Origin of the sequence: Sulfurimonas sp. (assembly GCF_028694605.1) — a bacterium.
Classification (GTDB): Bacteria; Campylobacterota; Campylobacteria; order Campylobacterales; family Sulfurimonadaceae; genus Sulfurimonas.
On the sequence record NZ_JAQVKP010000002.1, the window covers coordinates 1 to 13,061 of the forward strand.

At 39.6% G+C, this 13,061-nt stretch carries 15 protein-coding genes; 10 read left to right on the plus strand and 5 right to left on the minus strand.

Going from position 1 to position 13,061, the window contains the following annotated elements; all coding sequences use genetic code 11:
• Window positions 1-319: 319 nt before the first annotated feature.
• The 6 genes from fabG to accA all read left to right on the plus strand — a co-directional run bounded on the left by fabG (window position 320) and on the right by accA (window position 5,485).
• Entirely contained in the window at window positions 320-1,066 is a 747-nt protein-coding gene (gene fabG, locus PHY84_RS01620) for a 3-oxoacyl-ACP reductase FabG (protein ID WP_299857389.1), read from the plus strand.
• A 6-nt stretch (window positions 1,067-1,072) separates the two neighbouring features.
• A complete protein-coding gene (locus PHY84_RS01625) occupies window positions 1,073-1,570 on the plus strand; it encodes a DUF523 and DUF1722 domain-containing protein (protein ID WP_299857044.1) in 498 nt (165 codons plus the stop codon).
• A 6-nt stretch (window positions 1,571-1,576) separates the two neighbouring features.
• Window positions 1,577-2,920, plus strand: coding sequence for a deoxyribodipyrimidine photo-lyase (locus PHY84_RS01630; protein ID WP_299857046.1), 1,344 nt, complete (start codon window positions 1,577-1,579; stop codon window positions 2,918-2,920).
• A 66-nt stretch (window positions 2,921-2,986) separates the two neighbouring features.
• Window positions 2,987-3,214, plus strand: coding sequence for an acyl carrier protein (gene acpP / locus PHY84_RS01635; protein WP_299857048.1), 228 nt, complete (start codon window positions 2,987-2,989; stop codon window positions 3,212-3,214).
• Between the two features lie 107 nt (window positions 3,215-3,321).
• Window positions 3,322-4,539: a beta-ketoacyl-ACP synthase II gene (locus PHY84_RS01640; protein ID WP_299857050.1), complete on the plus strand. Its 1,218-nt coding sequence runs from the start codon at window positions 3,322-3,324 to the stop codon at window positions 4,537-4,539.
• Between the two features lie 10 nt (window positions 4,540-4,549).
• Window positions 4,550-5,485, plus strand: a complete 936-nt coding sequence (gene accA, locus PHY84_RS01645; protein WP_299857052.1) for an acetyl-CoA carboxylase carboxyl transferase subunit alpha — start codon at window positions 4,550-4,552, stop codon at window positions 5,483-5,485.
• Between the two features lie 19 nt (window positions 5,486-5,504).
• On the opposite strand, the gene PHY84_RS01650 is transcribed toward accA, so the two are convergent.
• The 5 genes from PHY84_RS01650 to PHY84_RS01670 are packed head-to-tail and all read right to left on the minus strand — an operon-like array spanning window position 5,505 to window position 9,785.
• The gene (locus PHY84_RS01650; RefSeq protein ID WP_299857054.1) at window positions 5,505-6,308 is read right to left on the minus strand and encodes a 3'-5' exonuclease; all 804 of its coding nucleotides are present in this window, start codon (window positions 6,306-6,308) and stop codon (window positions 5,505-5,507) included.
• Window positions 6,295-6,882, minus strand: coding sequence for a phosphoribosylanthranilate isomerase (locus tag PHY84_RS01655; RefSeq protein WP_299857056.1), 588 nt, complete (start codon window positions 6,880-6,882; stop codon window positions 6,295-6,297). The genes PHY84_RS01650 and PHY84_RS01655 overlap by 14 nt, the downstream gene beginning before the upstream one ends.
• Entirely contained in the window at window positions 6,882-7,523 is a 642-nt protein-coding gene (gene rpe, locus PHY84_RS01660; RefSeq protein WP_299857059.1) for a ribulose-phosphate 3-epimerase, read from the minus strand. Before rpe ends, PHY84_RS01655 begins: the two co-directional genes overlap by 1 nt.
• A gap of 43 nt (window positions 7,524-7,566) precedes the next feature.
• Window positions 7,567-8,961: a chemotaxis protein CheX gene (locus PHY84_RS01665; protein ID WP_299857061.1), complete on the minus strand. Its 1,395-nt coding sequence runs from the start codon at window positions 8,959-8,961 to the stop codon at window positions 7,567-7,569.
• Window positions 8,958-9,785, minus strand: a complete 828-nt coding sequence (locus PHY84_RS01670; protein WP_299857063.1) for an HDOD domain-containing protein — start codon at window positions 9,783-9,785, stop codon at window positions 8,958-8,960. Before PHY84_RS01670 ends, PHY84_RS01665 begins: the two co-directional genes overlap by 4 nt.
• Window positions 9,786-9,887: 102 nt before the next feature.
• Between PHY84_RS01670 and rpmB the strand changes: the two genes are divergently transcribed.
• From rpmB to PHY84_RS01690, 4 genes are read left to right on the plus strand one after another with little or no spacing between them, the layout of a single operon-like run.
• Window positions 9,888-10,076: a 50S ribosomal protein L28 gene (rpmB, locus tag PHY84_RS01675; protein ID WP_299857065.1), complete on the plus strand. Its 189-nt coding sequence runs from the start codon at window positions 9,888-9,890 to the stop codon at window positions 10,074-10,076.
• 11 nt (window positions 10,077-10,087) lie between these two features.
• Complete coding sequence (locus tag PHY84_RS01680; protein WP_299857067.1) at window positions 10,088-11,224, plus strand: potassium channel protein; 1,137 nt, start codon at window positions 10,088-10,090, stop codon at window positions 11,222-11,224.
• Window positions 11,217-12,395 (plus strand): bifunctional glutamate N-acetyltransferase/amino-acid acetyltransferase ArgJ, encoded by a 1,179-nt coding sequence (gene argJ / locus PHY84_RS01685; RefSeq protein WP_299857069.1) that lies wholly within the window; start codon window positions 11,217-11,219, stop codon window positions 12,393-12,395. The genes PHY84_RS01680 and argJ overlap by 8 nt, the downstream gene beginning before the upstream one ends.
• A 60-nt stretch (window positions 12,396-12,455) precedes the next feature.
• The gene (locus tag PHY84_RS01690) at window positions 12,456-12,818 is read left to right on the plus strand and encodes a hypothetical protein (RefSeq protein ID WP_299857071.1); all 363 of its coding nucleotides are present in this window, start codon (window positions 12,456-12,458) and stop codon (window positions 12,816-12,818) included.
• The last annotated feature ends 243 nt before the right edge of the window (window positions 12,819-13,061 follow it).

Sequence of the window (13,061 nt, forward strand, 5' to 3'; positions counted from 1 at the left end):
CATAAAAAAGCACCTTGTATTGGTCTGTTGTCGTAAACAAATTATACTTTAAAGTGCCTATTTATGGGCTTTATTTATGCTTTTGAATGTAGGAAATTTAGGATTTTCTATGTGCGAAAGTTGAGTATTTAGTAAATAGAAATGCAACTTTGACAAAACCTCTTAAAGATGTATCTTATTTTAAATCATACTTTATAGATTTTGGTGCCTTATGTTGGAAAAATGGACTTGAGTTGAGCGGTGAGGGACTTTACCTTAAAGCAAAAGAGAATAAAACTATACAAAATTGCCAGAATGTGGCGTAATGGAGAAGAAAACAGTGAAATTTAGCGGAAAAAATGTTTTAGTAACGGGTTCAAGCAGAGGAATAGGTGCGGAAATCGCAAAGGTTTTGGCAAGTTACGGTTTAAAAGTTTGGATTAACTACAGAAGCGGTGCGGCAGAAGCGGATGCCATCAAAGATGCTATTGAGGCATCAGGCGGAAGTGCAGCGGTTATCGGTTTTGATGTTAGCAATGAAGATGCGTTTGTGGATGCCATAAAAACTATAATCGATTGTGACGGAGAGTTAAGCTACCTCGTAAACAATGCAGGTATTACAAACGACAAACTGGCTCTTCGCATGAAGAGTGAGGATTTTATGTCGGTAATCAACGCAAATCTTCTATCGTGTTTTGTGGGATGCCGTGAAGCAATGAAAGTGATGAGAAAGAAAAAATTCGGCTCAGTAGTAAACATCGCTTCAATCGTAGGAGAGACAGGAAATGCAGGGCAAACAAACTATTCTGCAAGTAAGGGTGGAGTTATAGCCATGACAAAGAGTTTTGCGCTTGAAGCAGCATCCAGCGGTATCCGCTACAACACTATCACTCCGGGCTTTATAGCAACAGAGATGACGGATGTTTTAAGCGATGAGATAAAAAACAGCTTTACTTCAAAAATCCCGATGGGTCGTTTTGGAAACCCTGCCGAAGTAGCAGAGGCAACCGCATTTTTACTCTCAGACCACTCAAGCTATATAACAGGTGAGACGCTAAAAGTAAACGGTGGAATGAATATGGCGTAACATAAAATGAACATAGCAGTTTCGGCTTGTCTCTTAGGTCAAAAGGTTAGATATGACGGTGGGCATAAACACGATAGATTTATAACCGATGAGTTGGGTCGTTATGCTACATTTATTCCTTTTTGCCCTGAAGCCACTGCATTTGGTACGCCTCGTTCTTCAATTAGACTTGCTCTTAGAGATGATAATGTTTTTGTGCTATCAAACGAAGATAATTCCGATTTAACGCGGCAGCTTTTAGATAAGGTGTATGAAGAGATGCATAAAATTGCGGGAGTAAATCTAAGCGGTATCACCTTTAAGTCAAAATCGCCGAGTTGCGCTCTTGGCAGTGCAAAAATCTACTTTCTGCTTCAAGCAAAAGATGAAAAGCTTTGTAGAGTCTTGGGCAATATTGTTGCAAATCACGAAAAGTTGAGTTTTGATGAGCTTTTTAAAAACTATGAGTATAACTTTAAAGTTGCAATATCCAAAAGATTTGGCTCTTCGCCAATCAATCTATAGCTTCAAATGAAACGCATTCTCTGGTTTAGAAGAGACTTAAGGGTTGATGACAATCCCCTTCTATCTTTTGGCGGGGAAGTTCTGCCTATCTTTGTCTTTGATGAAAATATCCTAAAAGAGCTGCCGAAAAATGACAAAAGAGTGAGTTTTATCTTTTATCATGTAGTAAAACTCAAAGCCGATTTGCAAAAAATTGGGCTGAACCTTAAGATTTTTTACGGCAAACCTGATGAGATTTTTGCGCAGTTTAATGGTTTTGACGAGGTTGTGGCATCGGGAGATTATGACTCTTACGCAAAAGAGAGAGACACTAAAATCTCCCACATGCTGCACTTTCGCTATCTTGGCGACACCTACATTTTTAAACCAAAAGAGGTTTTAAAAGATGATGATACGCCATATCTGGTATTTACCCCGTTTTACAAAAAAGCAAGAGCCGCTCTTAAAGATAAAAACATCGAGAAGGTAAAAATTGCAGAGCATGTTTTGGCTAAAGCGGATTATGAAGGGATTCAAAAAAGAGATAAAATCCTCCTGCTTGAGATTGAGAGTTTAGGATTTATAAAGCAAAATATTGAGATAGTAAACCCACATGTAAAGTTGGAGAGTTTCTTAAAAAAGATAGATGTTTATCAAGAGATGCGGGATTATTTATCCTCTGATGCCACTTCGGATTTAAGCGTTGATATGCGTTTTGGAACTATCTCCATAAGAGAGGTTTTAAGAGCTGCAAGAGACTGCGGGGATGTTTCAGAGCCTTTTATCAGGCAGCTGATATTTAGAGATTTTTACGCCTATCTTCTTTTCCATATCCCAACTTTAGAGACGCAAAACTATAAATATAACTTTAAGGGCATAGATGATGAGGAAAAATTCAAAATCTTTTGTGAAGCCAAAATAGGCGTGCCAATCATTGATGCAGGCGTAAGAGAGCTTTTAAAGACGGGCAAAATGCACAACCGAGTTCGTATGATAGTTGCCTCTTTTTTTACAAAAGATTTGCTTCTTCCGTGGCAGTGGGGAGAGCGTTTTTTTGCTTCGCATCTGCTTGATTTTGACATGGCGAGCAACGTTTTATCATGGCAATGGAGTGCAGGAACAGGAGTTGATCCACAGCCATATTTTAGGGTTTTCAACCCATACTTGCAGAGTAAAAAATTTGACAAAGATGCTCTTTACATCAAAAAATGGCTCCCTGAAATAGCGTACATTGAGCCTAAATTTATACATGACGAAACATATCTTTTAAATAGCACGCTCCCAAACTACCCAAAACCTATAGTCGTACATAAAGAAGCGGCAAAAAAAGCGGTTGAATTTTTTAAAATAAAGCAACACAAGCCGCTATAAAAAAAGATTGCTTCAAGGTAAATATGCTACAATTCCAAGATTTTACACATAAACATAGGAGCTAGAATGGCACTTTTAGACGATATTAAAGCGGTAGTAGTTGAGCAATTAAGCGTAAGCGCTGATGAAGTAAAAGAGGACTCAAAATTTGTTGAGGATTTAGGTGCTGATAGCCTTGATGTTGTTGAATTGGTAATGGCGCTTGAAGAGAAATTCGATATCGAAATTCCTGATGATGAGGCTGAGAAAATTAGAACAGTTCAAGATGTAGTAAACTATATCGAAAGCAAGTAATTATTTACAATTCTACTGAGGATTCCTCAGTAGCAAATATTTTTTAGCGGTCAGTTTTTCTGGCTTTTCAAAAGTATTTCACTATTTTAAAGTTAACGGAGATTTGTATGAGAAGAGTTGTAGTTACCGGACTTGGCATGATTAATGCGGTTGGAAATGATAAAGAGAGTTCTTTTAAGGCTATTTGTGACGGTGAATGTGGCATCGACACAATTACTCTTTTTGACCCAGAAAATTACAGCGTAAAGATTGCAGGCGAGGTAAAGAACTTTGATCCTGAGACTGTTATGGATGCAAAAGAGGTAAAAAAAGCAGACAGATTTATCCATCTTGGACTCAAAGCGGCGCAAGAAGCGATGGCAGAGGCAAATCTGCCTGAAGGTACGGATATGGAGAGATTTGGTATAAGTGCGGGTTCTGGTATCGGCGGTCTTCCTTCTATCGAGAAAAACTCTATCATTATCGAGATAAAAGGACCAAGACGCATAAGTCCGTTTTTTATCCCGGGTGCGCTTGTAAATATGCTTGGCGGTTTTGTCTCTATTGAGCATGGGACAAAGGGTCCAAATCTCTCAAGCGTTACGGCATGTGCTGCAGGTACTCACGCTATCAGCGAAGCAGTCAAGACGATTATGTGTGGCGGTGCAGACAAGATGTTGGTTGTTTCAGCAGAGTGTGCAATTACCGGTGCAGGTGTCGGCGGGTTTGCATCTATGAAAGCACTCTCAACAAGAAATGAAGAGCCAAAAAAAGCATCACGTCCATTTGATGCAGACCGTGACGGGTTTGTTATGGGAGAGGGCGCTGCTGCTTTAGTTCTTGAGGTATATGAAGATGCGGTTGCAAGAGGTGCACACATTTACGGCGAAATTATAGGGTTTGGAGAGAGCGGCGATGCAAACCACATCACAACTCCTAGCCTTGACGGTCCTGCACGTGCGATGAAAGCGGCATACGCAATGGCAGGCAAGCCAAAACTTGACTATGTCAATGCACACGGTACAAGTACGCCTATCAACGATAAAAACGAGACGGCGGCAGTTAAAGAGCTTCTTGGCGGTAAAGAAAACTGTCCTCCGATGAGTTCTATCAAAGGGCAAATCGGTCACTGCTTGGGTGCGGCGGGCGGCATAGAAGCAGTTGTTTGTTTGATGGCGATGCGCGATGGAATTATCCCTCCGACAATCAACCACGAAACACCTGATGAAAATTGTGATTTAGATATTGTTCCTAATGTTGCAAGAAGAGCTGAACTGATAACTGTTATGAGTAATTCATTTGGTTTTGGCGGAACAAACGGCGTTTTAATCTTTAGAAAAATCTAAGGAGTCTATTTTGGCAACATATTTAGATTTTGAGAGCAGTATAAAAACGATTCAAGAAGATATTATATCTGCTCAAGTGCGTCATGATGAGGGGCTTGTTGTCTCTCTTAAGGCAAATTTAGACAAAGAAGTTTCAAAAATTTTCAGCAACCTCTCTCCATTCCAGCAGCTTCAGTTGGCGCGCCATGTGGATAGACCGTATGCACTTGATTATATCAATCTTTTGATGCGTGACAAGTATGAGATTCATGGGGATAGACACTTTCGTGAAGATTCGGCTATTATCTGCTACTTGGGCTATATAGGCGATGAAAAGGTTGTCGTTATCGGTGAGCAAAAAGGGCGTGGAACCAAAAACAAGATAAAGAGAAATTTTGGTATGCCTCATCCGGAAGGCTATAGAAAAGCTCTCCGTGCCGCAAAGCTTGCAGAAAAGTTCAATCTTCCTTTGTTGATGCTGATTGACACTCCGGGTGCTTATCCGGGGATTGGCGCCGAGGAGAGGAATCAGAGTGAGGCGATTGCGAGAAATCTTTTAGAGCTCTCCGTGCTCAATACGCCGAGTGTCTCTGTTGTTATAGGCGAGGGCGGAAGCGGTGGTGCTTTGGCTATCGGTGTTGCAGACAGACTTGCGATGATGCGCTACTCTGTTTTTAGTGTTATCTCGCCTGAAGGGTGTTCTGCTATTTTATGGAATAATCCTGCAAAGGTAGAAGCCGCTACTAATGCTATGAAAATTACAAGTAGTGATTTAAAAGAGCTTGGCTTGATTGATGCAATCATTAATGAGCCTTTAATCGGTGCGCATAGAGATAGAGATGCTGCTGCCGATGCGATAAAAGAGTATTTCTTGGGTGAAATCGCAAATCTGCGTATGCTTTCTAATGAAGAGCGTATGCAGCAGCGATATAAAAAACTCACGGGCATAGGCGCATTTAGCGAGTAGAGTTTTTTTTAAAAAAAAGCTACTCTTGCTCTTCTTCCACAAATAAAAAGGGGTCAAATTTTGGTCTCTTTAACCTCTCCGCTTTTTTTACAAATGATATAAGTTCTTCCGTTGTCTTTATTTCGCTGCTTAGGCGGCTAAGTGATATCTTGAAGAGTTCATACGTCGTCATAACATCGCTCATTGCACGGTGGTGTGTTGCTTCTGGGTGTAAATCAAGAAGTTTATTGAGGTAGGAGAGGGCATATCTGTAAGATTCGATTGTTCTCTCCGCTAAAGAGATAGAGCAGAGTGAGCGGTTGAGGAGCGGCGGAAGTCCTATTTTTTGAAGACTTTGTGAGATGAATTTGTAGTCAAATTTGACATCATGAGCTACAAAAACAGCGTCGCCTAAAAAAAGTTTAAAATCATAAAGAACTTTTTTTAGCGGCGGTGCATCTTTTGTATCTTCGATATTAATGCCTGTAATTTGTGTGATATGCTCATTGATTTCATCGCATTTTACAAAGGAGTCAAAGCTGTCAATAATTTGAGCATTTTTTATCTTGAGTGCCGCAATCTCTATGATTTGGTGTTTCTCTATCTTAGAACCGTTTGTCTCAATGTCAACGATGCAAAAAGTCTCATCTTCTATTTTTGTGAATTTTGTGGAGAAGTAATAGTTGCTAAAATGCTTGACGATATTAAGTCCTTGCGAATGCCAAAGTTCCAGATAGTAGTCAAGATCGTTTTTTAGTTTTAAAGAGAGGGCATTTGCTCCTATACCGTTTGTCGAGAGGAGATGGAGCGTCTTATCGTCAAGCTCAAAACTATTTTTTAGCATTTATTATGAACTCTTTTACTTTTTCCGAATCTTTTTTGCCATAACACAGCTCCACTCCGCTACTCACATCAACTCCGTAGAAGCCATATTTTTTGACCAGAGCTACATTTTGTGCATCAAGACCGCCGGCTAGTATGATTTTAGAGCAGTCCACTCCATTGAACCACTCTAGGTTGACCCTTTTTCCGCTTCCGCCGTAGGATTCGCAGTAGGCATCGACTAGCCTATACTCGTCGCTATATGTTAAAACATCTTGAGGCTCTTTTGCACGAACAACTTTGATATGAGGGATAAAAAGATGCTCATAAAGTTTCGGCGCTGCTTCAAAATGAATCTGTGCCAGAGTTGCTCCTGCTTCTTGGCAGTAAGAGTTGATAATCTGTGCATCGGCATTGACAAAAAGAGCTACTTTTTCTACAAAAGGCGGAAGTTTTTTGATGATAGCTCTTGCGTCGCTCGGCGAAATATACCTTGGAGATGCTTCATAAAAGACAAACCCAAGTGCATCTGCGCCGGCATCTATCGCCATCATAGCATCTTTATATGATGTAATCCCGCAAATCTTACAGCGCATTAGATTTGTAAACTCTTGATGGCTTTTGCTTTATCTGCATGGGAAAATACATAGCTTCCCGCCACCACGATATCTACACCGGCATCTTTGAGCAGATGGATATTTTTGTCGCTTACACCGCCATCAACTTCGATAAGACAGTTCGGGTTTAGGGCATCCCTCATTGCGCTTAGTTTTTTGGCTTTTGGTACAACAGTGTCGATAAAACTCTGCCCGCCAAATCCCGGGTTTACGCTCATAAGCAGCACCATGTCCAAATCTCCAAGCAGATACTCAATAGCCTCAGGCGGGGTATGCGGGTTGAGTACGATAGCAGGTTTGATGCCCAAAGAGCGGATTTTTTGGATAAGCCTATGCGGATGTTTCTCCTCTTCAATGTGAAAAGAGATATATTCGGGCTTAAGAGGTGCAAAAAGGTCAACAAAAAAAGTGTTATTTTCAACCATTAGGTGAATATCTAGCGGTTTTGTAGCAACTTTTGCAACACTTGAGACGACAACAGGTCCGATGGTGAGGTTTGGAACAAAATGACCATCCATGACATCAACATGCACAAAGTCACACCCTGCATCACAAATAGCTTTGACATCATGTGCCAAATTGCCAAAATCGGCAGATAAAATACTTGGAGCTACATACATATTTTTCCTTTATAATTGTGCGAATTTTACACTTTTGTAACTTTTATCTTGTTAAGAAGAAGAGAAATTTATCGCCGTTAAAGGAGAGATCGACTTGCACTCCTTTTCTGTTTGCAACAACCTCCATCAAGCTCTCTATATCTTGGTAAGTTCTAGGAAGGGTGATGTTAACGCTTATCGCCTCATCGGCAAGAAGTGTTTTTATCCTTCCTCCTACAATGTTGACAAGCTCTGCCAATGTATCTAAAACAAGTTCCGCATCATCTGTGCTTTCGCCTATGAGCAGTTCACACGCTTTTTTTGCAATCCCCTCCGGAAAAACCAAAACAATCATTCCGTCCATGTCGCCATAGTAGCCGATGGAGCTGGCAATTTTTCCTTTTGCATCTTTAATACTCAAGCTATGGATACTTGCAGCCTCTTTCATGGCTTTTGCATTTGTCATCATCTCAAGCGTAACAACAGTTGCATCGATAAATTTTGGCAGTTCAGAGACGGTCTCTTTGTTAAGCACTCTTTTGTTTTTGATGTTTGAAGCACTGCTTGCACCAAGTTCCTTAAGAAGCTCTTTGTTTTGTAAGATGTCATCCATCTGTTCATAAAAAAGGATTCCTGCGTCTTCCATCGTCTCTTTAAATACAAGAGGAGTTTTGTCAAATTTCATTCCGACAAAGCAGATTGTTGCATTGTATTCAGCCCCGGAACTCGCAAGTTTTGAGAAAAAGTTGAGTGCATGTATGTTCATACTGATAACTTTATAAGCATCAAAGATGAAAAGTCGAAAGCCGACGTTGAGTGAATTGTTATGGTACTCTATATTGAAATTTTCACCTATATCTGCATCTAAAAAAGAGGTGATGGTATAGATGATGGCATTTCCGGTAACACGTGCAGCAACCTTTTGACCCATTTGTCCTAAAAAAGTTGAGTCAATGATATAGTCGTAAGCATTTTTGTTGGCTGCTTTGGCGGTAAACTCCTCAAAAGATTGTGCAACTACAGGATTATGCCCGCCATCATGCAGTTCTATCGCCATAGCAGAGCGCTGCGATTTGTCACCGCTGTATAGCAGGATGTTTTTCCCCAAATTTTTAAAGCTTGGTGAAAAAAGATGGGCGATTTCAAGAGTTTTAAAGAGTGAAAAATTCAGTTCATCATGAAAAAACTTCTTTATCGCTTCATATTTTTTGCGGTCATAATCGCAAAATCCTACAACAGCTTGGTTTTTTTTGCGAATCTTGGCAAAGAGCTTCACAAAGATATCCAAGCCGTTACGATTAAAAAAAACCACTTTTTTGAGCGAAACCAAAATCATATCCGATTTGATATGCGTTGCGGCTTCTATATCTTCAAGGCTCATAAAAGCGTTAGAGCTGTTTCCGTCTAAAAACCCCTGAGGCGAAAAAACAGCGATACCATCTTTGACTACGGCTTTCATGCAATCTCCATAAGTGAAGCGAAATCTTCATAGATATCGTTTATATATTCAGGCTGAAAATCAACAAAATCGTTAAGTCCGGCAGCTATAAACTCCGGTTGTGATAGTTCGTAAAAAAGCAAAAGATGCATCCATTTTCCAAAGTTGTTTATCTCGTTATCTTCTGATGGCTTTACGCCTGAGGCTGCTTGAATAATTTGAGCTATTTTTGGGTGCATATCCCATTTTTGTGCAATCTCTCCGCAAATATCAAAAAGTCCCATGCCGCAAAGACGTACAAGAATGGTGTTGTAGTCAAGTGCTTTTGCGCTTCTAAGCAGAGCTACATTCTCTTCTTTTTGTGCAAACAGCGCTTCGGCAACGATAATACTTGCACTCAAGAGAGTTATTGCCGCATAGACATTTGTATCTTTGCAGCCGAGATGTTTAAGGATGTTTTCCCATTTTTTTGAAAGATTTGCCTGAAGGTCATGAAAGAGAGAGCTGTTTAATTTAAAAAGTACCCATTTTTTTGGATTAAGCAGAGAAATCATGTAATTGTAAACACTTTGCTGTGCAAGGGATACCCCCAAGATACCAAAGATTTGCCCAACATCACTTACTTCATTTTTGAAACCATATATAGGCTTGTTAACGATGCTCTTAAGATAAGATTTGAGCGCTAAGTCATTCTGGGCTACTTTTGCTGCTTTTACCAAATCACCGACACGCAAAAGAGCGATAGTCTCGTTTAGTATTTCCGGAGAAGGAGGAATCTTGTCTATATACGCATCTATGTTTTCTTTGGTTATCATCGTTACCACGCATCTGTAAAGTTGTATCATTCTACTCTTATATCAATAAAAGAAAAATAAAACCCTTAAGCAGAAGTTTGGTTTAGGATTGATATAATTCGCAACTTTAAACCTAATAAAAGGAAGCTAATTATGGCAAGAAAATGCGCTATCAGTGGCAGAGGCCCAATGAGCGGGAACAATGTTTCTCACGCAAAAAACAAAACAAAACGTCGTTTCTTACTTAACCTTAGAACTGTCCGCATCACTTTAGATGACGGCACAACTCAAAAGGTAAAAATCTCTGCAAAAGAGTTGCGTACACTTAAGAAAAACTCTTAAGGGTTACGACCTTGAATCTCTTAGAGAAGATTCGAAACTTTCTACATTGGGAGATTTCTCCCAAACCTGCTATCACACTCAATGATGAACTTTATGCACAGCTTTTACCCTTTAGAACACCGCTAATCCTTATCCAGCTCCTTATGTTGATAGGAACATTGGGATATGTCTATATAGAAAATTACACTATTATGGATGCAATCTTCCAAGCCGGCTATACATTTACGACGGTTGGATTCGGTGCTCTTAAAGAGGGAGAATTTTCCGCTGCAGGGCAGATTTTTACGGTAACACTTATTATTTTGGGTTTTACTGTTTTTACTATTGCCATAGGTATCGTTGTTGATGTTGTGAGCAAAGGCAAGTTATCCAAAATACTCAAGGAGCGAAGAATGCTCTATGCAATAGCGAGGCTTAAAAAACACTATGTTGTTTGCTACCATAACGATTATACGCTAGAGGTAACAAAACAGCTAAGAGAAAACCATATCCCTTTTGTTGTTGTTGATCCGCGAGAAGAGATTCATGAATGGGCACAAGAGCATAACTACACAACCTACCTAAAAGCAGAACCCCATGCAGAACTTACTATGCTCAAAGCGCATCTCGCTTCTGCGAAAGGGCTTATCACGCTCTCAAGCTCAATGTCTGATAATATCGCTCTTATCGCATCTGTAAGGCTTTTTGAAAAGGAGCACTCTTTACCGCGCCCATACTATATCATCTCCTCTGCCGAGACTGTGAGTGATGTGGAAAAACTCAAAAAATTGGGAGCAGATACAGTTGTTTCTCCGACAAAGCTGACTGCACAAAGAGTAAGTGCTATGGCGGCTCGTCCTGATATGGAAAACCTTTTGGAGGAGTTTTTATACAAAAGCGACAATCCTCTCAACATGGAAGAGATAGAAATTCCAAAATATAGTTGGGCAGTACTCAAAAAGCTTAGAGAGACGCACATAAGAGAGATAACAAACTGCTCTGTCGTGGGAATCACAAAGAAAGAGGGGAAGTTTTTGGCAATGCCAAAAGGGGATGTTTTGATTACAAGCGAGTGTAAACTGCTTGTCATCGGGACACAAAAAGATATTAGTGTGACAAAAGATTTACTAAGAAAAAGAGATAAACCAAAGGAGCTTAAGTTTGTATAATATAATCTATTCAAGTGGCGGAGTATGTTTAAGTGACGGTTTTTTTGCTTCAGGCGTACATGCAGGGCTTAAAAAAGAGGGTGCGCTTGATATGGCGTTTATATATAGTGTAAGTCAATGTGAGGTTGCGGCAGTTTTTACGACAAATAAGATGGCAGCAGCTCCGATAAAGCATTTTAGAAGTATGGGCGATGTGAAGCCCAATTTTATAGTGATAAATTCTAAAAATGCAAATGCTATGACGGGAAGTGCCGGAGTTGAAGATATAAAAGAGGTGCTATCTAACTGCCCGCAGGAAGCTAAAAACCCTATCATGAGTTCAACGGGCGTTATAGGTGTTAGGCTTCCAAAAGCTAAAATCATAGAGGGGATGAAACTCTTTGATTTAACTAAAAAAGATTCAAGCTCTGCGGCAAAAGCTATAATGACAACCGATAGCTTCGCAAAAGAGATAGCCTTTAAGGTAGTGCTTAGTGATGGGAGCAGTTTTAACATAGGTGCTATTGCCAAAGGTGCAGGAATGATAGACCCTGCGATGGCAACGATGCTTTGTTTTATAACGACAGATGCAAAAGCCGATAAAAGTGAGATGCAAGAAGTGCTTGATGAGGTGGTAAAAACTACATTTAACGCTATAAGCGTTGATGGAGACACATCTACAAACGATACTGTTTTTGTTTTGGCAAACGGCAGAAGCGGTGTTTATGAGAGAGAGGCGTTTAAAGAGGCTCTTTTTAAAGTTATGCACTTTTTAGCGTTAGAGATGGTGCGTGACGGCGAGGGTGCTACAAAACTGGTTACTTATAAAATAACAGGTGCAAAAGATGATAGAGATGCTGAAGTAGCCGCAAAAGCACTATCGGACTCACTTTTGGTTAAAACTGCACTTTTCGGCGAAGATCCAAACTGGGGTCGTATAGCTTCAACTATAGGTGCAAGTGGAGTTGAGGCTTATGAAGAGAAGCTAAAAATCTCATTTGACAACCTTTGTGTTTATGACAGAGGAGAGATACTATTTGACGCCGAGATGGAGAAAAAATGCGCCGTTGTTATGCAACATCAAAAGTTTACCATCTCTTGTGATTTAGGTGTAGGAGAAGGGAGCTTCAAAGCTTATGGCTGTGACCTAGGTCATGAGTATGTTAAGATAAATGCGGATTATAGGACGTAGTTGTCATTTACAAGAACAAAAGTTACTCGACAAGAATAAATGTTATTGGAGGATTGAAGATTGGCTCAAAACAATTCAACAATCCTCGACTTCTTCTCAAAATTTCCCAATCAACCGTTTGAGTTCGTTACAGTAACTGACATCAATATAAAAGAACATCCAAACTACTACAAAGCAATCTTCCGCAATATAAAAACAAATAAATACTTCTCATATCCTATAGCTCCTGAAATGATGAGATACAAATACAAAGTCGGTCATATATATACAGATGGTGAACATGTAGGTCAAAACAAAACTCTTTTAAAAAGTGAGTTCACAGTCAATGAAAACACTGATCTAAATCTTGTTGGGCGTGTAACTCATATTTTAGATAACGAAGAAAAAAATATCTTATTATTGCAAAAATTATCAGAACTCTAAAACTTATGCTTCTCTCGTTTCCAACGCTGAAGCGTGGGAATGCATACTTAAATCTCTCATAGATATATTAATTACCATCGAGACGATGGGAACTAGCCAAATAGTAATAAATAGTGAGGTTGAAAAATATGGTTTATTTTATTGGCAAATAAAAAGCAAATTTTCTATAATCCCTATTTTAAGGGATTTGTTTTATTTTGTTTATTTATTTTGAAAATAAAAAACTGGAGAAGTGTTCCTGAT